Source organism: Rothia sp. HMSC073B08 (assembly GCF_001812975.1).
GTDB classification, from domain to species: domain Bacteria; phylum Actinomycetota; class Actinomycetes; order Actinomycetales; family Micrococcaceae; genus Rothia; species Rothia mucilaginosa.
In genome coordinates this window covers 127253-146783 of record NZ_KV811051.1, presented here as the reverse complement: position 1 = coordinate 146783, position 19531 = coordinate 127253, and the positions used below count along the sequence as shown (strand labels likewise).

17 protein-coding genes and 4 tRNA genes are annotated in these 19531 nt (G+C 60.8%); 14 read left to right on the top strand and 7 right to left on the bottom strand.

The window, feature by feature from the left end; translation table 11 throughout:
• Window positions 1-64: 64 nt before the first annotated feature.
• On the bottom strand, window positions 65-655 hold the full coding sequence (locus tag HMPREF2884_RS02345) for a Fur family transcriptional regulator (RefSeq protein ID WP_070615261.1): 591 nt from the start codon (window positions 653-655) through the stop codon (window positions 65-67).
• 194 nt (window positions 656-849) lie between these two features.
• Here HMPREF2884_RS02345 and HMPREF2884_RS02340 point away from each other — a divergent pair, with 194 nt between their 5' ends.
• Both HMPREF2884_RS02340 and htpX read left to right on the top strand, forming a co-directional pair.
• Window positions 850-1113 (top strand): hypothetical protein, encoded by a 264-nt coding sequence (locus HMPREF2884_RS02340; protein ID WP_049338049.1) that lies wholly within the window; start codon window positions 850-852, stop codon window positions 1111-1113.
• Window positions 1114-1252: 139 nt separating this feature from the next.
• Entirely contained in the window at window positions 1253-2137 is an 885-nt protein-coding gene (gene htpX, locus HMPREF2884_RS02335) for a zinc metalloprotease HtpX (RefSeq protein WP_070615257.1), read from the top strand.
• 217 nt (window positions 2138-2354) lie between these two features.
• Here the strand turns inward: htpX and HMPREF2884_RS02330 are convergent, their stop codons facing one another.
• Entirely contained in the window at window positions 2355-2846 is a 492-nt protein-coding gene (locus tag HMPREF2884_RS02330) for a YajQ family cyclic di-GMP-binding protein (protein ID WP_070615254.1), read from the bottom strand.
• Window positions 2847-2988: 142 nt separating this feature from the next.
• Between HMPREF2884_RS02330 and HMPREF2884_RS02325 the strand changes: the two genes are divergently transcribed.
• The 3 genes from HMPREF2884_RS02325 to HMPREF2884_RS02315 all read left to right on the top strand — a co-directional run bounded on the left by HMPREF2884_RS02325 (window position 2989) and on the right by HMPREF2884_RS02315 (window position 4445).
• Window positions 2989-3375, top strand: a complete 387-nt coding sequence (locus tag HMPREF2884_RS02325; protein ID WP_070615250.1) for a hypothetical protein — start codon at window positions 2989-2991, stop codon at window positions 3373-3375.
• Between the two features lie 225 nt (window positions 3376-3600).
• A tRNA-Tyr gene (locus HMPREF2884_RS02320) sits at window positions 3601-3682 on the top strand.
• A gap of 385 nt (window positions 3683-4067) precedes the next feature.
• Complete coding sequence (locus tag HMPREF2884_RS02315; RefSeq protein WP_005504813.1) at window positions 4068-4445, top strand: thioredoxin family protein; 378 nt, start codon at window positions 4068-4070, stop codon at window positions 4443-4445.
• 90 nt (window positions 4446-4535) lie between these two features.
• Here HMPREF2884_RS02315 and HMPREF2884_RS02310 read toward each other — a convergent pair whose 3' ends face one another.
• Window positions 4536-5798, bottom strand: coding sequence for a DNA-3-methyladenine glycosylase family protein (locus HMPREF2884_RS02310; RefSeq protein ID WP_070615248.1), 1263 nt, complete (start codon window positions 5796-5798; stop codon window positions 4536-4538).
• 220 nt (window positions 5799-6018) lie between these two features.
• On the opposite strand from HMPREF2884_RS02310, the gene HMPREF2884_RS02305 reads away from it, so the two are divergent.
• The 5 genes from HMPREF2884_RS02305 to HMPREF2884_RS02285 all read left to right on the top strand — a co-directional run bounded on the left by HMPREF2884_RS02305 (window position 6019) and on the right by HMPREF2884_RS02285 (window position 11269).
• Entirely contained in the window at window positions 6019-7878 is a 1860-nt protein-coding gene (locus HMPREF2884_RS02305; protein WP_070615245.1) for a DUF2079 domain-containing protein, read from the top strand.
• Window positions 7879-8537: 659 nt separating this feature from the next.
• Window positions 8538-10742, top strand: a complete 2205-nt coding sequence (locus tag HMPREF2884_RS02300; RefSeq protein ID WP_070615242.1) for a DEAD/DEAH box helicase — start codon at window positions 8538-8540, stop codon at window positions 10740-10742.
• A 270-nt stretch (window positions 10743-11012) separates the two neighbouring features.
• Window positions 11013-11084 (top strand) — tRNA-Thr (locus HMPREF2884_RS02295).
• A 38-nt stretch (window positions 11085-11122) separates the two neighbouring features.
• Window positions 11123-11196, top strand: a tRNA-Met gene (locus tag HMPREF2884_RS02290).
• 1 nt (window position 11197) lies between these two features.
• Window positions 11198-11269 (top strand) — tRNA-Thr (locus HMPREF2884_RS02285).
• A 184-nt stretch (window positions 11270-11453) separates the two neighbouring features.
• On the opposite strand, the gene HMPREF2884_RS02280 is transcribed toward HMPREF2884_RS02285, so the two are convergent.
• Window positions 11454-12455 (bottom strand): LLM class flavin-dependent oxidoreductase, encoded by a 1002-nt coding sequence (locus tag HMPREF2884_RS02280; RefSeq protein ID WP_070615238.1) that lies wholly within the window; start codon window positions 12453-12455, stop codon window positions 11454-11456.
• 209 nt (window positions 12456-12664) lie between these two features.
• On the opposite strand from HMPREF2884_RS02280, the gene HMPREF2884_RS02275 reads away from it, so the two are divergent.
• The 3 genes from HMPREF2884_RS02275 (at window position 12665) to HMPREF2884_RS02265 (ending at window position 14919) form a co-directional block, all read left to right on the top strand.
• The gene (locus HMPREF2884_RS02275) at window positions 12665-13117 is read left to right on the top strand and encodes a MaoC family dehydratase N-terminal domain-containing protein (protein ID WP_005504824.1); all 453 of its coding nucleotides are present in this window, start codon (window positions 12665-12667) and stop codon (window positions 13115-13117) included.
• Window positions 13117-13578, top strand: a complete 462-nt coding sequence (locus HMPREF2884_RS02270) for a MaoC family dehydratase (RefSeq protein ID WP_070615225.1) — start codon at window positions 13117-13119, stop codon at window positions 13576-13578. Before HMPREF2884_RS02275 ends, HMPREF2884_RS02270 begins: the two co-directional genes overlap by 1 nt.
• A 234-nt stretch (window positions 13579-13812) precedes the next feature.
• Window positions 13813-14919 carry a UDP-N-acetylmuramate dehydrogenase gene (locus tag HMPREF2884_RS02265; protein WP_070615220.1) on the top strand — a complete coding sequence of 369 codons (1107 nt, stop codon included), beginning with the start codon at window positions 13813-13815 and terminating at the stop codon, window positions 14917-14919.
• 103 nt (window positions 14920-15022) lie between these two features.
• Here HMPREF2884_RS02265 and HMPREF2884_RS02260 read toward each other — a convergent pair whose 3' ends face one another.
• Together HMPREF2884_RS02260 and HMPREF2884_RS02255 are read right to left on the bottom strand one after the other, a co-directional pair.
• On the bottom strand, window positions 15023-15994 hold the full coding sequence (locus HMPREF2884_RS02260; protein ID WP_070615217.1) for a histidine kinase: 972 nt from the start codon (window positions 15992-15994) through the stop codon (window positions 15023-15025).
• A gap of 132 nt (window positions 15995-16126) precedes the next feature.
• Complete coding sequence (locus tag HMPREF2884_RS02255; RefSeq protein WP_070615214.1) at window positions 16127-17554, bottom strand: MFS transporter; 1428 nt, start codon at window positions 17552-17554, stop codon at window positions 16127-16129.
• Window positions 17555-17862: 308 nt separating this feature from the next.
• Between HMPREF2884_RS02255 and HMPREF2884_RS02250 the strand changes: the two genes are divergently transcribed.
• Window positions 17863-18159, top strand: coding sequence for a PGPGW domain-containing protein (locus tag HMPREF2884_RS02250; protein ID WP_239665120.1), 297 nt, complete (start codon window positions 17863-17865; stop codon window positions 18157-18159).
• 110 nt (window positions 18160-18269) lie between these two features.
• Here the strand turns inward: HMPREF2884_RS02250 and asd are convergent, their stop codons facing one another.
• On the bottom strand, window positions 18270-19409 hold the full coding sequence (gene asd / locus HMPREF2884_RS02245; RefSeq protein WP_049353807.1) for an aspartate-semialdehyde dehydrogenase: 1140 nt from the start codon (window positions 19407-19409) through the stop codon (window positions 18270-18272).
• Window positions 19410-19531 lie beyond the last annotated feature (122 nt).

Genomic DNA, 19531 nt, shown 5'->3' with positions numbered 1-19531 from the left:
CGCCGCCTCAACGGTTTAAAAGCTCTCATGACCGAGCCTGCCCGAGACTCCCGGGGCTATAGGGTTATGCCGCCAGGATGCGCGTTGCCGCTTCCTGCTGGGTGCGGGCGAGTGCCGCCTCCTGCTCGGTCTGGCAGTCTACACATACGCCCTGGTAGAGCACGTCTGCGCTGAAAAGTGCCATGCCGTGAAAATCGCTGGGGGTCAGGCAGGGTGCGGAGCCGACCGCGCAGTCCACGTCTTCGACCTTGCCGCAGCGTACGCAGAAGGCGTGGTGGTGGTTGTCGCCCGTGCGGGTTTCGTAGAGGGCGGGGGTTCCCGGCGGCTCAAACTTACGCAGCAGGTCGATGTCGGTCAGGTCGGCAAGAATCACGTAGACGGACTGGACCGTAATGGCGGGGATGCGCTCGCGGACTGCCTGCACGATGGTGTCGGCGGTGGAGTGCGGGTGTTCCTGCACTGCGTGGAGTACGGCGAGGCGTTGCTTGGTGACGCGGCGGCCCCTGGCGCGCAGCCCGGTGGTCCATGCTTCTTCGAGCTGTTCAGGGCTCATTGCGGAGAGCATGGGCAGGCCGGTGGTGTGGGCGCAGCCGGTATTGTAATGGTCTGGGCTTTGAGCCTTCTTCGTGTCGGAGGTTGTCTTTGCGTCGGTCATAAGTTTAAGTCTACACATTATTATGAGAAATTCATCATTATCTTATGAAAAACTCATAATAAGCCGGCAGGGCGTCCCTTTCATCCACTCTGTGGCGCCCCTCCTCACCCCGGCCTCGGGTGTGAAGAGATGCCGTACAATCAAAGAACCTAGAGTAACCCGTACCGGCGATCACCATCAAGGAGGATAGGGTCATGGTGTACGACTTCACAAACCCCATCTACATTCTGCTGATGATTCTGCTCTTCGGTGTGCCCATCGTGACCCCGGTGATTTACGGCCAGTACCGTAGCACTACCACGGGTTTTGATCTGGAAGGTCAGCTGATGCTCGGCCTGCTCTTCATCCTTTTCCTGGGTGCTTACAGCACGATTCTGCTGCTCGGTATTTTTCCGACTGCTACGGCACAGGTGCTGGAGCAGGTGCCCCTGGTGAATATTCCGGGCGCTATTCCCTAATCCCTTTTGCGCTTTCGGCGCATGGGTGACGCTCTGGGTGAATCTGCGCTCCAGAAGGTGCACACGCGGGTGCTTGCACGTATTCTATAGAGTCAAGTACACGCTGTACGCACTGACCTAATTGTTCAGGAGGATACCCATGCACAGCCATAACAACGGACTGAAAACTGCCCTGTTGATGGGCTCCATGGTGGGCATGATGCTGCTCATCGGTGGCCTGCTTTCGGCGACTTTCCGCACCTCCATTTTCATCTGGGCTATGGGCCTGTTTAGCTTGGGTTCGGTCGCGTACACCTACTGGAACTCCGATAAGCTTGCTCTGCGTTCCATGAATGCTTACCCGGTCAGCCGCGAAGAGGTTCCGGTGCTTTACGACATTGTGGAGGAGCTGTCCTCCCGCGCGGGTCAGCCTATGCCCGCCCTTTATGTGGCACCGACCATGACCCCGAATGCGTTTGCAACCGGTCGTAACCCGCAGAACGCGGCGGTGTGTTGCACCGAGGGTATTTTGCAGTTGCTGGATGAGCGCGAGATGCGCGGCGTGCTCGGCCACGAGCTGATGCACGTGTACAACCGCGATATCCTCACCTCTTCGGTGGCAGCGGGTATCGCCTCCATCATCGGTACGATTGCGCAGATTCTTTCGTTTGGTGCGATGTTCGGTGGTTCCAGCCGCGATGGTGAACGCTCGAACCCTCTCGCGATGTTTGTGATTGCGCTGCTAGCTCCCATTGCTACGCAGGTTATTCAGATGGCTATTAGCCGCACCCGCGAATTTGATGCCGACGAAGACGGTGCACGTCTGACCGGTGACCCGCTGGCGCTGGCTTCGGCGCTGAACAAGCTGGAGAGTGGTGTGTCCATGTATCCGATGGACCCGAACAACCGCAACACGGAGGCGGCGAGCGCCATGATGATTGCGAACCCCTTCGGCTCGCTGAAGAACATGCTCTCTACTCACCCGCCGATGGACCAGCGTATTGCGCGTCTGCAGCAGCAGGCTCGTGAGATGGGGCAGTACTAAGTCTTTTCTTCGCTGAATCATCCGGGAGCAAAAGCGATGCTGTATGAATATGACCCGGCGTGACGATTGTGACCCGCGATGACGGGTCGGCAGGCAAAAAATCCTCGGGGTGGCTACTGTGGAAGTAGCCACCCCGAGGATTTTTGTGTAGAGGATTTTTACCTTTCGGATTCTCGCCACCTCCCCTTACCCTTCAGGGGGTGGGGGGTGCATGAGCTTAGCGGTAGTTGACGAACTGCAGGTCAACCTCAAGGTCAGCGGACTTGAGCATTGCAATGACTTCCTGCAGGTCATCGCGGGACTTGGAGGAGACGCGCAGCTCATCGCCCTGGATGTTTGCCTTCACGCCCTTGGGGCCCTCTTCGCGGATCATCTTGGAGATCTTCTTCGCCTGATCCTGCGCGATGCCTTCCTTGATGGAGCATTCGATGCGGGTTTCCTTGCCGGATGCGTAGGGCTTGCCGGAGTCCAGGGACTTGAGGGAGATGCCGCGCTTGACCAGCTTGGACTGGAAAACGTCGAGCACTGCCAGGGCGCGCTCTTCGGCGTTTGCCTTGATGAGAATCTTGTCGCCGGAGTAGTCGATTTCTGCGCCGACGCCGCGGAAGTCGTAGCGCTGGGAGATTTCCTTCTGCGCCTGGTGCAGGGCGTTGGATACTTCCTGCTTGTCGACCTTGGAGACAACGTCGAACGAAGATTCGCTAGCCATGGGCTTTCCTTTCGTGAATGAGGTGCTACTGGCACCGGTTAGTACTAGCCTACCGGGTTGGGGGCTCTTGTTCACAGCTAACTATCAGAAATACGAGCCTGTTTTACAGGCGTTACTAACCTTAAAAGAGGACAATAGAAATATGACTACTCCTAACCTGTCCACGACGGACCTGCGCACGAGCGAGGAAGCTCGCGACCTGCAAACCCTCCTTTTCATCGACCTGCATACCTCTCTGGGCGCTGAGCCCGAGGGTATTCCTGAGGCGGAGCGTCTCAACGAATCTGACCACCACGAGATTCATCTTGACCTGCACGAGGAAGACGCTGAGCCCTCCCTCTTTGACGGTATCGGTATCACTCTGACGGAACCTTCGCTGGTGGCGCGTTTCCGTGGAGTTCGCCGTGACCTGGAGCGTGAGATTGCTGGCGACATGTGCACTGTGGAGCAGGCGCGCCGCTACCTGGAGCACCTGGAGATTGTGCTTCTGCTTGAGCAGGATGGCGATACTCCGTCCCGCTCCTTCTAAAGTTGCTGTAGGCATTGGCTTTATTTATGAGGTGAGAGCGCGGGCGCTGCGATAGATATGGATGCGCGGTGAGCGCGCACCGACGCTCTGATGTGACGAAAAGATGATAAATATAACCAGATATATAACCTTCGTCACAAAACCCTGCGTGAAGTGTACAAGTCTCTAAAACTGCTGTAGAGTAGTCTCTGTTCGCTTGAGCGAGCAACTAGCACCTAGCTAGGCGGCAGGTTACCCGAGCGGCCAAAGGGGGCTGACTGTAAATCAGCTGGCACTGCCTACGGGGGTTCGAATCCCTCACCTGCCACAAATAGCCCGGTTACGAAAGTAACCGGGCTTTTGTGTATCTAAAACCAGTTTCAAGGTGGCTCCCGCAGCTACCCTCCTGCCCAGCGGCTTTCCACCACAGCGGTCTTCCGTGGTTGCGCCCGTATTTTCCCGATGTCCGCGAGGGGCTTTTCTGCGGGGGGGGTGGGGAGGGAGAGCTCACTCGGTGGCTTCGGTTGCCGGGTCGGGCGCCTCCAGCAGTAGATGCAGGGGCGTTCGCCAGAGTGTTCGCGACACGCCCGTGAACCGGCTGAAACAGCTGCGAAAAGTATTTACTATGACGGCAATTTGTCATATCTTTCACAATGTTTGAATCCCAGGGCGAACAATTAGCGATTGGGGTCTTGAGGGTGTAGCTTTATCTCATGGCTACTATTGAAATTACTCAGCAGAACCTGACTGCTACCGTCGAGAGCAATGACATCGTCTTCCTGGACTTCTGGGCAGATTGGTGCGGTCCCTGCAAGCAGTTCTCCCCCGTCTACGAGGCGGCTTCGGAGAAGCACAGCGACATTGTTTTCGGCAAGGTTGACACCGAGGACCAGGGCCAGCTCGCTCAGGCAGCAGGCATCACCTCCATCCCCACCATCATGGGCTTCCGTGGCGGTATCCTGGTTTACCAGCAGGCTGGCGCACTGCGCGAAGACCAGCTGGAGACCGTGATCGGTTCGATCCGCGAGCTTGACATGGACAAGGTCCGTGCAGAAATCGCAGCAGCAGAGGGCTCTGCAGAGAAGAAGTAAGCTCACCACCACAAAAGAGCTTGAACGGGGCGCACCCGCCGGCACAACCGGCAGGGGCGCCCCGTCCCCTTTTAACCTCGTGAGGGAGCGTTAGCGGCCGCGGTGATCCTCAATGGTCATACGCGCCCCGTAGCGCTGCTTCGAAAAGCCCGAGGCGTGCATGAGCCGCACCAGGCGCTGCCGATGCGGGCTGTAGGGTGCCAATAGGGAGAGCATACCCGCATCATCGGTGCGCTGACCGGTGAATAACTCACCGACCGCGTGCGCCAGATGGTAGTCACCCACGCTGATGGCGTCCGGGTGCCCGCACACGCGCTGTAGAGCCTCGGAAATACTCCACGGGCCCACGCCGCGCACAGTGTGCAGGCTTCGCGCCAGTAGCGCGATGTCCCCACTTGCTGCAATGTTTTTCAGAGACTCAGCCGAACGCGCGTAAGCGTACACGGCATCGTAGCGGCTTTTGTCCACACCCGCCCGATGCCAATCCCAGGTAGGAATCGTCGCCAGGGTCCGGGCGGTCGGGTAGACGCGCATGCCTTCGGGCTGATGCTCCAACCCGGTCGAAGGGGCGGGGGAGCCGTACTTTCGCAGAACCCAGCCCAGGGTTCTGAACGCTTCAGTCTGGGTGATGCGCTGCTCCACAACGGCGTTGAGCATCTGCCGGTCCAGTTGCCCCGAGGCGCTGAGGCGGAGCCCCGGATTCTGCCGCCGCGCCTGCTGAATACGCGGCGGAAGAGAAGCAAAAGAAGGCAGAGCGCCAAACTGCTCGGCGGGGTCGTGCAGACCCAGCCAGTACGTCATTTCCTGCGCCAACGCCTGAAGATCGGCTCGCGCCTGCATCTGCTGATCTGCGGCACTATAAGAAACCCAGATGCGAATACGCACCGGGCGCATCAGCACACGAAACAGGGAAGGGATAGACTCGGGAAGCTCGGCTGGCTGCGCCAAACGTTCGGCGTACAGTACGGCCGGGAACTCGTGAAACGGTGTGCGAGCCGTCACCCAGATTCGCTCGGCACCATCCGCGCGGCTCAGCGCACGATACGAAAGATCCTGAGCACCGCGGCGCAACGAACCCAAAGTCTGCGCCAACTGCACCGGAACATGCGGCTCAATTACAACCTCGCACGCCTCGGGAGCCAGGGCACCGGGAAGGGGCGAAGCGGCGGAGGAGAGAGTACGAACCTGAACGCGCGGCTGGCTAAGAATGGTAGGCTCCTGAAGAACATCCGTAAACGCCGGCGCATAGGGCACACCAGCTGCCGCCAAAGGATGCCGGATGCGCCGTGCACCCGCTGCCGGGAGGCTACCGGAGGCCGTACCGCCGGGGTTTGAGGAAGGAATCGTACTCACTCCACCAGTCTATTCCCTCATCGACCACGCCCCACCAATCTACGCCCCCCAGCTAAAGCACCAGAAATACTCGGCAGGGCAGGCACACCGCTAATGCGATACCCTAAAAGGTAGAGCGAGAACGAACGCAAACTCCGCCACCGGCACAACACAGGCTATGCGTTCCGCCCGTTCACAAGGGCGCCCACGCCCGGACATACACCCCGAGAGAAGGACGCCTATGGCACCGGAAGCACATGACGCACCCTCGACGACTAACGCACCTGAAACGACGAGAGGCACCGCTACAGGCGCGCGCCGCCAGCGTACCCAGAAAAAGCCGCGTCAGTCCTTCACCGAGCGCGTCAAGAGCATCCGCCCCCTTGAACTTCTACCCGGTCTGCTGCTTGCCGCCGCCGTCATGGCGCTGTACACCTACTACTCGCTTCAGCAGATGAAGCACTGGGTGACCCCCTCCTGGGACCTGGCGATTTTCACCCAGATGGCGCAGGCGTACTCGCACTTCTCCGTGCCCATCGTGCCCATTAAGGGGCCCGACTTTAACCTCTGGGGTGACCACTTCCACCCGATTCTGGTGCTTCTGGGACCCATCTACGCGCTGTTCCCCTCGCCGACCACGCTACTGGTCGTGCAGAACGCCCTGGTCGCCTTCGCAAGCTTCGCCATTGTGGGCTTCACTCAGCGTGCCTTCGCACTTGCCCAGAAGGCTGAAGACGCCCAGAAGACTGAGGACGCGCAGAGGAACGAACCTGCGCAGAATGCTCAGTCCGCAAAACTTCAGAGCGTCATCCCGACCATCACCGGTCTGCTACTCGGTGCCGGATTCGCCCTCAGCTTCGGCGTTCAGCAAGCTATCGCCGCCCAATTCCACGAAGTAGCCTTCGCCGTGCCGCTACTCGCCATGAGCCTCGGTTACCTGGTGCTCGCCTCGCGAGTGAGTGGCACCGAACGTGCCCGCTACCTCGCCTACGCCTGCTGGTGGTCCCTGCCCATCGCCTTCGTCAAAGAAGATATGGGTATTACTGTCGCAGCCATCGGCCTCATCATCTTTATCCGCACCGGCTGGCTGAGCATCGCTGTTGACATTCTGATGCCGCGCCTCTCCGCTGGTACCCCCGCCCCCATGCGCACCCGCATGCAGCAGCTCTACTCCTCGTGGGCACGCACCCCCGCCGTCGCAGAATCCACCATGGTCATAATCTGGGGTGTGTTCTGGTCCGCCGTCGCCATCTACGTGATTCTGCCCTACTTCAACAGCGGCGGTAACTTCGACTACGCCGACAAAGTGAATTTCTCCGCAGCCCTGGGCGACCCCTTCGGCTCAGCGCTGCAGATGCTCAGCAACAACACCAAGCTGGCAACCCTCGGCCTGCTGCTCATTACCGGAGCGGTCCTCTGGGTGATTTCTCCGCTCGCGGCAATTGCCCTGCCGACCCTCGCCTGGCGTCTGCTCTCCACCATGGAATCCTACTGGGCAAGCACCTGGCACTACTCGCTCGTGCTCATGCCCGTTGTCTTCCTCGCCTTGCTGGATGCCGTCGTGCGTGTACGCTACGGCGTGGTTCCCGCCGCAATTCCGGTACGCTCGGCTGCGCGAGTAGCCGATAGCGCCTCCGCCGAGGAATCCCAGGCCAACACCGAACCCGGCCGCCTCAGCGCCCTGGCATGCCGCATACCCGTATGGGCTCTGCCCGCCGTGGCGCTCTTCCTTGCGGTATCCCCGATCTTCGTGGCAGGCTCCCAGCAGCCCCTCGCCTCCCTGGGCAATGCGCAGTTCACCGCCTCGGCTCTGACCGCCACCGACCAGATGAAGCAGGACGCCGTGCAGAAGGTACCCGAAGGGGTGTCGGTCGCCTCTGACCTGTCGATTCTGACTCAGCTGATTCCCGGTCGCACCGTCTACTGGATCGGTCACACCGGTGAGCCCGCACCCGACTACGTGGTCATCGACCGCAGGAGCAACTCCTGGGGCGGCAACCCGCCGACCAACGCCGCACAGTACGCGGCCGACCGCTACGGCCATTCCTACGCTAAGTACGCGACCGTCGGCACGATTGATATTGTGCGTCGCGTAGATTAATCCGAGGACTACATAGGCACGATGCGTGCCCGAAAAGCGCCCGCCCTCCGGCTGCGAGGGTGGGCGCTCGCCGTTAAGAGATGAGGTTTTAAGCACCTTTTGGGGTTAATCGGGTGCCGCTAAGGTAGACTAGGTAGAACACGGGAACCCCCGATGAAGGTCTTGTGCGCACCCGGCACCCAAGGTGGTGCTGGAATTGTAGGTGCGCCGTACTCACCATCACCGATTGATACGCCCCATAAACTTGCGGTTTACACCGTACACGCGGGCTTCTCTTAACGATCTCTGGTCCAGCGTCTTTGCTGCGTCTGCTGTAACAGACACACCACCGCCGTGTAAGCGGGAAGGCGAACCACCAGGAATACGTGACATTGCATGTGAGCATTACCCACCCTGTACACCCCTGATCCACAGGGACTACTGTGCGCCAAGCGCAGAGTACGAACAAGCGTGCGGATAATGTGCCGAGAAATTCAAGACCACCCCCAGCAAAAGCCGCTACCCGCAGCATCCGCAGAACACCTCTGCAGAATGCGCCGGTAACGGAGGACCCCTGGACGTTCTACTCCCCAGGGGATGATGTGTGGCTGGGCCGTGAAGGGGACACCCGGTAAGCGCCGAAAAGCGTGCGCTTCCACCCCTACCGTATAGAGGAAAAATTGACTGAGAATACTGCTACCCCGGGCGAACTGAACGCCGAGGCAGAGACCGTTGTGACCACTGAGAACATCACCGAGAACACCGTTGAGAGCCCTGCTGTAGAAGCAGAAGAAACCACCGCAGAAGCTACTGTAGAAACCCCCGCAGAAGAAACCGCCGACAAGGCTGAAGAAGAAGGCGTACGCTTCACCGACCTGGGCCTGGATGCCCGTGTCCTGGCAGCCCTGGAAGAGGTCGGTTACGAGAAGCCGTCCCCTATTCAGGAACAGACCATCCCCCTGCTGCTGGAAGGCCACGACGTGGTCGGTCTGGCACAGACCGGTACCGGTAAGACCGCAGCATTCGCCCTGCCGGCACTGTCCCGCATGGCTGAACTTGCTGACGTCAACGGCATCTCCCGCGACACCCAGGTTCTGGTCCTGGCACCCACCCGCGAGCTGGCTCTGCAGGTTGCAGAAGCCTTCTCCTCCTACGCAACCCACATGGAGGACTTCACCGTCCTGCCCATCTACGGTGGCTCCCCCTACGGCCCGCAGCTGGCTGGTCTGCGCCGTGGTGCGCAGGTCGTCGTCGGTACCCCCGGCCGCGTGATTGACCACCTGGAGAAGGGCTCCCTGGACCTGTCCAACCTGCAGTACCTGGTACTGGACGAGGCAGACGAAATGCTGCGCATGGGCTTCGCAGAAGACGTGGAGAAGATCCTCGAAGGTACTCCCGACAGCAAGCAGGTTGCGCTCTTCTCCGCAACCATGCCCAACTCGATCCGCAAGATCGCTCAGCAGTACCTGAACGACCCCACCGAGATTCGCGTCAAGGCTAAGACCACCACCAGCGCAAATATCTCCCAGCGCTACATGCAGGTCATGCACTCCCACAAGCTGGATGCAATGACCCGCGTGCTCGAGGTCGAAAACTACGATGGCATCATTGTCTTCGTGCGCACCAAGAAGGAAACCGAGGAAGTTGCCGACAAGCTGAAGGCACGCGGTTTCGCGGCAGCAGCGATCAACGGTGACATCCCCCAGCAGCTGCGTGAGCGCACCGTTGACGCCCTGCGTGATGGCCGCATCGACATCCTCGTAGCAACCGACGTGGCTGCACGCGGCCTGGACGTTGAGCGCATCTCCCTGGTCGTCAACTACGACATCCCCCACGACACCGAGTCCTACGTGCACCGCATCGGCCGTACCGGCCGTGCAGGTCGTGAAGGTGCCGCAATCCTCTTCGTCACCCCGCGTGAGAAGTACATGCTGCGTCAGATCGAGAAGGCAACCCGCCAGAAGGTCGAGCCGATGCACATGCCCACCGCAGAGGCAGTGAACGAGACCCGTAAGCAGCGCTTCGCACAGCAGATTACCGAGACCATCGAGTCTGAGGACCTGAGCTTCTTCCGCCAGATTATCGAGGACTACGAGAACGAGCACGACACCACCGCTGAGGACATCGCAGCCGCACTGGCTGTTATCGCCCAGCAGGGTCGCCCGTTCTTCCTGGATGAGGAAGAGGACATCGCGCGCAACTCCCGCCCCTTCTCCGACGACGATTCGGACCGCGGCGGCCGCAAGGCAAAGCGCGCGCACAACGACGAGGGCATGGTCAACTACAAGCTGAACGTTGGCCGTTCCTCCCGCGTGACCGCAGGCGCTATTGTGGGTGCACTGGCTAACGAGGGTGGCATTAAGGGCTCCCAGATTGGCTCCATCGACATTCGCCAGCACTTCACCATTGTTGGCCTGCCTGAGGACCTGCCCCGCGACTTCTTTGACCGTCTGCGTGACACCAAGATCGCTGGCGAGTTCATCAACATCCGCAAGGACAACGGTCCCAAGGGCGGCGGCGGTGGCCGCAGCTTCGGTGGTGGCCGTCGTGAAGGTGGCTACCGTGGCAACCGTGACGGTGGCCGCGACTTTGGTGGTCGTGATAACCGCCGTGAGGGTGGCTACCGCGGTAACCGTGAGGGTGGCCGTGATTTCGGTGGCGACCGCGACTTCAAGCGTGGCGGCCGTGACTTCGGTGGCAAGCGCAATGACCGTGACTTCGGCGGTCGCGACTTCGGTGGCCGTGATAACCGCCGTGAGGGTGGCTACCGTGGCAACCGTGACGGTGGCCGCGACTTCGGCGGTCGCGATAACCGCCGTGAGGGCGGCTACCGCGGTAACCGTGACGGCGGCCGCGACTTCGGCGGCCGCGGCAAGCGCTACTAAGATTTCAGCTAAGCCTGGATTTGCGGTAGGAGGGGCTTGCTGAGGCTATCGGCTAGCAGCCTTGTCATCCGCATATGAGTCAAAGACCGGCAGGGGAGTGATGAGCTCTCCTGCCGGTCTTCGTGTGTCTGCGTCAGCTGGAGTGATGGTGTCTGGTCGATGCTGGGTGCTCATGAGGCACCGTGGAGAACAAGTAAGCATCAAATGTGGCGTATGCCATAGCTTTTCCGCTTGCGAGCATTCTTGAAGACCTGTATAGTTTTACCTGTTGCCCCGATAGCTCAGTGGTAGAGCGCCATCTTGGTAAGATGGAGGTCCCGGGATCGATTCCCGGTCGGGGCTCTCTCATTAATTCATGCGAGAGCACGTATTAATGATGTGGCGGTGTAGCTCAGCTGGTTAGAGCGCACGACTCATAATCGTGAGGTCGACGGATCGAGCCCGTCCACCGCTACGCCCCGATAGCTCAGTGGTAGAGCGCCATCTTGGTAAGATGGAGGTCCCGGGATCGATTCCCGGTCGGGGCTCAGATAAGCCTGTCTCTTCGGAGGCAGGCTTTTTTGTTTGCCAATTTTGTCTGCCTATTTTCTTTGCCGGAAGCCCGGTTTGCAGGTGCTCAATAGGTACTCAGCCCCACGGCTCGATGCCGGGCATAGCGAAGCCCCCGAGAAAAATACTCGGGGGCTTCATCTTTATGCTCTGATCAAAGCGTTAGGAGGCGCGGCTCACTACCGGCAGCTGGGACAGTAGCTCGTAGGAGCGCAGGCGGTCCTCATGCTCCCACGCCTCGGTCATGACGATGAGCTCGTCAGCGCCCGTGCGCGCCACCAGGTCCTCAATACGAGCCTGCGCGGTGGCGGGGGAACCTACGATTGCTTCGGCGGTCATGCGTTCAATGTGCATCTTCTCCGCGTCGGTCCAGACGGCGTCCATATCCTCCACGGGAGGTGCGAAAGACAGATTGCCGCGCACCACGCCCAGGAAATGCTGCTGCTGGCTCGTGTACAGGTAGCGTGCCCGCTCGTCGGTATCGGCGAGCATTGCGGTGGCACCCACCATGACGTAGGGCTGCTCCAGGTGCTCCGAGGGCTTAAAGTTTGCGCGGTAGGTGTCTACCGCCTCCTGCAGCATTGCGGGCGCAAAATGCGAAGCGAACGCGTAGGGCAGACCCAGCTGTGCGGCAAGCTGCGCACCGAACAGGGAAGAACCCAGAATGTACAGGGGCACCTTCGAGCCCTGGCCGGGAATGGCGTGCACGCGGTGCATGGGGGAGGGCTCGCCCAGGTAGCGCTGCAGCTGCTGCACCTCGGCGGGGAAGCTCATGGCGGCAGAATCGTCGCGGCGCAGAGCGGCGGCGGTCATCGGGTCGGTGCCGGGCGCACGGCCCACACCCAGGTCAATACGACCAGGGTGGAACGCGTTGAGGGTACCGAACTGCTCCGCCACCACGTAGGGTGCGTGGTTGGGGAGCATAATGCCGCCCGAGCCCACGCGAATACGCTCGGTTGCGGCAGCGATTTCCGCCATGACCACGACGGTTGCTGAGGACAGCAGGGAGCCGGCATTGTGGTGCTCGGCGACCCAGAAACGCTCGTACCCGTAGGACTCAGCCGCGCGGGCGGCATCGATGGTGTTGAGCATGGTCTGGTGCTGGCTCTGGTCGGGGCGGTGCGGCATCAGGTCAAGCACCGAAATTTTTACGTTGGAAGACATAACTTTTCCTTCTGAAATAGATTGCGGGTACCCGTCCAGCCTACGCCTGCTTGGGCTGGATGGGTAGGGGCCTTCGCTAGCAGGTAAAAATGCGACGAAATACTGCACGCCTGCACGCTGGTTGCCTGCACGCCGGTTACCTGTACAGTGGTCTGTCCACTCTGTGCGTATGAGCTGAACACTGTGCACAAGAACGGTAGACTGAAATCATGAGCATTAACCCTGAGATTGTGGGCAGGGTCTACCCGTCCGAGAACACCTACGTTGTCGGTCGCGAAAAGATCCGCGAATTTGCCCGAGCAGTTCACGCAGAAAACCCCCTCCACCACGACGTTGAGGCAGCCCGCGCGGCAGGGTACGCAGATGTGATTGCCCCGCCGACCTTCGCCATTATCCTGGCGCAGGCAGCTGACGCGGCACTCATCAACGACGATTCCGCCGGTATTGATTTCTCCCGCGTGGTGCACGCCGACCAGCGCTTCACCCACCACCGCCCCATCGTTGCCGGTGATGAGCTGCGCACCGAAGTTCACGTGGACTCCGTGCGCGTTATGGGTGCCGGCGCAATGCTGACCACCCGCGAAGAAATCGTTGACGCGCAGGGCGAGCCGGTCACCACCTGCATCTCTTCCCTGCTGGTTCGTGCTGAGGAGGAAAACTAATGGTGCGTTTTGTAGATCTTGAAAAGGGCCAGGAAATCGGTTCGCGTACCGTGGAGCTCTCCCGCGCTTCGCTGGTGCGTTACGCTGGCGCATCCGGTGACTTCAACCCGATTCACTGGAACGAGCGTTTTGCTCAGTCGGTGGGCCTGTCCGGCGTGATTGCTCACGGCATGCTGACCATGGGTACCGCCGTGCAGCTCGTGAGCGACTGGGCGGGCGACCCCGGCGCAATCGTGGACTACCAGACTCGATTCACCAAGCCCGTTCCCGTGGCGGATGCGCCCGGCGGCGAAAACCCCGACACCCCCACGAACGCCCTGACCATCAGCGGTAAGGTGGGTGCCCTGAATGAGGAGGAGCGCACCGCCCGCATTGACCTGACCGTCACCGCTCGTGACGAGGAAGGCAAGGAGCAGAAGGTTCTGATGAAGAGTCAGGCTGTGGTTCGTCTCTCGGTATAGAGTTTCTGTGCTTGCAGATAGCCGTGTGAAAGCAACTATGTGAAGGCCCCGGCGCTACCCGATGCGGTGGTTCCGGGGCTTTTGCATGCTCGGCTGCGCGCTCGCCGGCGCAGGTGGTGGCGCTTCTTTCTGCGGGAGGCGCGCCGGAAAATGAAGGAAAAATCACCATAAGGTTTTCGTGACTTTAACGCGTGGCGGGTGTTGACCCCGCACAACGACCGGTATTCTTAACCTATGACTGAAAAGCTGTTGAGCGAACTGACCACCGCCCAGGTAGGCGGTCCCGCTAAGACCTACGTCCGCGCCACCTCCGAAGCAGAAATTATCGAAGCAGTCTCCGCTGCAGACGCCGCAGGCGAACCCGTCCTCATCGTGGGCGGCGGCTCCAACCTGCTGGTTTCCGACGAAGGCTTCAACGGAACCGTCGTGCACATCGCCTCCGAAGGCGTAGAGGTTCTGCCCATCCCCGCATGCGGCGGCGCAAACGTGCGCGTGCAGGCGGGCACCATCTGGGACGACTTCGTGAAGCTCAGCATCGAGAACGAATGGGTTGGCCCCGCGGCTCTCTCCGGTATTCCCGGCACCGTGGGTGCAACCCCCGTGCAGAACGTCGGCGCATACGGCGTTGAGGTGGGCGAGTTCATCGCCTCCGTACGCACCTGGGACCGCGAAAAGAACACTCGGAAGACCTTCGCGAGCGCAGACCTGCGCTTCGGCTACCGCGACTCGGTGCTCAAGCGCGCAACCGTCAACGGCTCGCCCCGCTACGTGGTGCTGACCGTTGATTTCCAGTTCACCCTCGGTAGCCTGTCCTCCCCGATTCGTTACGCCGAGCTGGCGAAGAGCCTGGGTGTTGAGCCCGGTCAGCGCGCCGAATCCGCCCTGGTACGCGAGAAGGTGCTTCAGTTGCGCGGCTCCAAGGGTATGGTGCTCAACCCCGAGGACCGTGACACCTTCTCCACCGGTTCTTTCTTCACCAACCCGATCGTTCCGCGCTCGACCCTGGATTCCCTGCCGGAGGGCGCCCCGAACTTCCCGGTGGTCGTGAAGACTTCCCCGTTCACCGCGGGTGTCGAGGACCCCGATCACGTGAAGCTTTCGGCTGCTTGGCTGATTCAGCACGCCGGTTTCGAGAAGGGCTTCGGTCTGGAGGGTGAGTCTCGCGAGATCGCTCAGGGCCGTGCAAGCCTGTCGACCAAGCACACCCTGGCGATTACGAACCGCGGCGGCGCATCCGCTGAGGACATCTTCGCTATCGCCCGCGCTGTGCGCGATGGCGTGCGTGAACGTTTTGGTGTGACCCTGGTTCCTGAGCCTGTCGTGGTCAACGGCGAAATCTAAACGCTCAACTTCTCGCCTCTCGTAGCGCGAGGATGCATAGAATAAACGCTTCGGGCGGTCTCTGATAAAGAGGCCGCCCGAAGCGTTGTATTGACTTGCTGAGCTAGTGGCGAGGTGAGGAGATGCGCACCTGCCCCGGCAGGTAGGGCCTGCGCTTGGGCGCTGTGCGCGTTGCCGCAAGGGGAGCGGCGGGCAGGTGCTCCATCAGTACCTGAACCGCCAGGGGAAGCTTCTGCGGCGGGCTGGGGGCGTGGAAAATCGGCTTATGGCGCGTGGGCCGGTACGGGTAGTATTCCGCATCCTCGCTGTGCGACCAGACAAGGTTGCCGAACTCGCCGGGAACGGGGGAAAGCACGTTGGCGTAGTAGGCGCGCGTCTGCAGATCGGCACGCTCGGAGGCGCCGGTAGTGGTGCCGGTGGATACGCCGCTGGGCACGCGGTCCTGCTCGATGATGAGGGCGCGGACCATGCCGCCTACGGTGCTAATCGCGTTTACGTGTAGGGCGAGCAGATCCCCGTCCTTGTGGTCGACCTGTACCTGCCCGTCCGCGAGGATTTGGGTGCCCATTGTGATGCTGCTGGCGATTCCTTCGCAGAGGGCGCGGATGAGCGCCATGCGTGCAGGGTAGAGGTCTGCGATATCCCAGCCGATGAGGGCGGGCGCGGCGGAATTGCCTGCGTATTCCGCGCAGGATTCGTAGGCTACGACGTCCACGTAGCCGCGGGCGATGGGCTCATGGTCGTAGGGGCGGCCGTCGCGCTGTTCCCAGAAGCTGAGGGCGGTTGCGGTGAAGACAGCCTGGCCGTCGCGTACGGCGACGCTGAGCGTAAAGTCCTGTGGGTAGCCGTTTTTGGTGCGCGGGCGCAGGGTGATTGCGCGGGTGTATTCGTTGAATTCCTCGGGCCAGTCCAGGTAGTAGCTCATTTTTGCCCCGTCGCCACGGTGCACGGTGAGTTCGCCCGGCAGCAGCATGGCTTCGGGCACCCCGCCGGCACGTTCGGTGGCGTAGTGTTCGCTCACGGGCCAGGGGCTGAACTCTGTGCGGTAGGGGCTGGAGAGGAAGGAATCGAGCATAGAACGTATCCTCTCATAGTTTGAGGTTGTGGCGCATGGATAGGGGGCTTAAATGACAAATGAGCTGCCCCTTCTGACTGCTCGGAAAAAGCGTTCAGGAGGGACAGCCCATCATGTAGGCTAGGCGGCTCGTTAGAGGGACTCGCCGCGGCGTTCAGGCAGCAGGAACACGGTGGTTGCCGCTACCAGGAACGCGGTGGAGAAGAGCGTAAAGAGCAGCGGGGTTCCACCGAATGCGACCAGCGGCGGCACAATGAGCGGCGCCGCGATGGAGGCGATACGGCCGATACCGGCGGCGGCACCGGTGCCGGTTCCTCGCAGGTGGGTCGGGAAGATCTCCGGGCTCAGGGCGTAGAGGGCGCCCCACGCGCCGAGGTTGAAGAAGGAGAGCATGCAACCGGCGAGGATAATGAATACCTCGGAGTGCGCCATGCCGTAGCCAGCTGCCGCCAGTGCGGAGCCGAGCAGGAAGGTCGCCAGGGTTGCGCGTCGGCCCCACTTTTCGATGAGGTAGGCGGCGACCGCGTAGCCGGGCAGCTGGGCGAGGGTCATGATGAGGGTGAATGCGAAGGACTTCACGAGGCTGAAGCCCTGGGCGTTCAGCAGCGCCGGAATCCAGATGAACGCGCCGTAGTAGGAGAGGTTGATGCAGAACCAGATGACGCACAGGGCGATGGTCTTGCGGCGCTGACCGGCAGCCCAGATGGAGTGGATTTTCGCGGATTCTGCGTTGTCAGCACTTTCTGCGGCACCGTGTGCGGAAGCGTCTTCGGTCTGCTTCTTACCGGTTCGGGAGAAGAGCGCGGGGGAGGCCTCGAAACGTTCGACCACCTGGCGTGCCTGATCGTGCTTGCCGACCGACTCGAGGAAGCGCACCGACTCGGGGGTTCCCATACGGATTACGAGCGAGTAGATGGCGGGAATCAGACCGATGGCAAGCGCCCAGCGCCAGCCGTTCGCCTGCGGAACGATGAAGGTGCCGATGAGAGCGGCGAGGATCCAGCCCAGAGCCCAGAAAGCCTCCAGAGCGACCACGACGCGGCCGCGGATAGCGCGAGGCGAGAACTCAGAAATCAGGGTGGATGCCACGGGAAGTTCCGCGCCCAGACCCAGACCGACCAGGAAACGGAAGACGAGCAACACACCCAGGGAGGTTGCCAGGGCGGAAGCACCGGTCGCCAGACCGTAAATCAGCAGGGTGAGTGCGAAGATGTAGCGGCGGCCGAGCTTATCGGCGAGTAGGCCGCCGAAGGTTGCGCCGAGCGCCATGCCGACGAATCCGATGGAACCGAGCCAGGAGGCTTCGGTGGGGCTCAGATGCCATTCCTTGATGAGGGCCGCCATGACGAAGGAGATGAGACCTACGTCCATGGCGTCGAGTGCCCAGCCAAGACCCGAGATACCCAGGAGCTTGCCGTGGGCACGGGTGAAGGGCAGGTTTTCGAGGCATTCGTTGAGGGTCGGTGCGGCGTTGCGTTCAGTAGCGGGTGCAGCGGTACCAGCGGGTGCAACAGCATTGGTGCGGGATGAGTCCGTTGATACGGGACGAGGGGAGGACACGGTAGTGGGTCGCTTCCTTAGTGTTTAGGCGTAGTGCCGGGCGAATTGTTCCCTTACAGTGTATAAAGGTACTTTCGACTTGAACACTATTGAAACGAAAAAATTTTGAAGATGACGGAAAAATCTCAACATAAAGAAATCTTTCACAGCACCCATCCAGCGGTAGGTGCTATCCTCTAACCACCGCCGCCCGGTGAAACTCACCTACGGCACGTCTGGAAGGACCACCCCTGAAAACCATTGAAGATGAAGTCAAGGAAAGCGAGACCAGCCGCTTTCACCGCTGGCTCGAAGCCCGCAAGGAGCGTATGCACGCGCATCCGGTCATGCGTCATCTCTACAAGCCCCTTGTCATCGGCGTGGGCGCCTTCTGCTTCATCGCCGGACTGATTATGCTCGTCACCCCCGGCCCCGGCTGGCTGTTCATCTTCATAGGCCTGGGCATTTGGGGCACCGAATTCACCTGGGCACGCCGCGCCAATATTTTCATGAAGCACGTGGTGCTCACCGCCTGGTACCGCTACCGCGCCTGGCGACAGCAGCGCAAGGAACACAAAGCCGCACGCAAGGCAGAACGCAAAGCCGCCGCCGCAAACCAGCGCTAAACCAGCTCGCGCTGATCCGCTCTGCGCAAGCTATAGGCAAACACAAAAAGCCCTCGCTCCCATCCGAAAAGAATGGTAGCGAGGGCTTTCTTATAGCTTGTCAGTGAGCCTTAGAGCTTACCAACAGCAATCTGCAGCATGCGGCGAATCGGCTCAGCAGCACCCCAGAGCAGCTGGTCACCCACGGTGAACGCGCTAATGTACTCGGGGCCCATAGCCAGCTTACGCACGCGACCAACCGGAATCTCCAGAGAACCGGAAGCAGCCACGGGGGTCAGCTGCTCCATGGAAGCCTCACGCTCGTTCGGCACGAAGCGAACCCAGGGGTTGTCCTCAGCGATGATGCGCTCGATCTCTTCGAGCGGCAGATCCTTCTTGAGCTTGATGGTCAGCGCCTGAGAGTGCGAGCGCATCGCAGCGATGCGGACGCACAGACCATCCATGGTGATCTTGTCATCTTCGGAGCGGCCCAGGATCTTGTTGGTCTCAACCTCAGCCTTCCACTCTTCGCGGGACTGGCCGTTACCCAGATCCGAGTCGATCCAGGGAATCAGGGAGCCAGCGAGCGGCACACCGAACTGGGAGGAATCCAGCTCACCGGAGCGCTGCTTAGCAAGAATCTTGCGGTCAATGTCCAGAATTGCGGATGCGGGGTCGTTCAGCTCCTCGGAGACCTCGTTGCCCAGGTCGCGGAACTGTGCGAGCACCTCGCGCATGTGGCGGGCACCGCCGCCGGACGCTGCCTGGTAGGTCATGGAGGTAGCCCACTCGACCAGGTCGTTCTTGAAGAGGCCGCCCAGGCCCATCAGCAGGCAGGAGACGGTGCAGTTACCGCCGACGAAGTCCTTCACGCCGGATGCCAGGCCGCGGTCGATGACGTCGCGGTTGATGGGGTCCAGCACGATGATGGAGTCATCGTTCATGCGCAGGGTGGAAGCGGCATCAATCCACAGGCCGTCCCAGCCGGCTGCACGCAGCTTCGGGTGCACAGCCTCGGTGTAGCCACCGCCCTGAGCGGTCACAATAATCGAGTGCTTACGCAGCTCATCAATGTCGTATGCGTCCTTCAGTTCGGACGGTTCAATTACGCCGTCGAAGGTGGGCGCAGCGCCACCAACATTAGAGGTAGTGAAGAAGACGGGGGTAATGCCCTCGAAGTCGCCTTCCTCAACCATGCGCTTCATGAGGACCGAGCCCACCATACCGCGCCAGCCAACAAAACCTACAGAGTCACCGGGATTAAAGTTCATGGTTCCCAGTGTACTCTCAGGCTGGCGGGTGCGGACTAACACCGTACAAAAAATTTGATATTCGGAACGGGACATTCCGCGCAGGCGCTAGGCTTGGTATCCGACTCGGCACCAGGTACTGT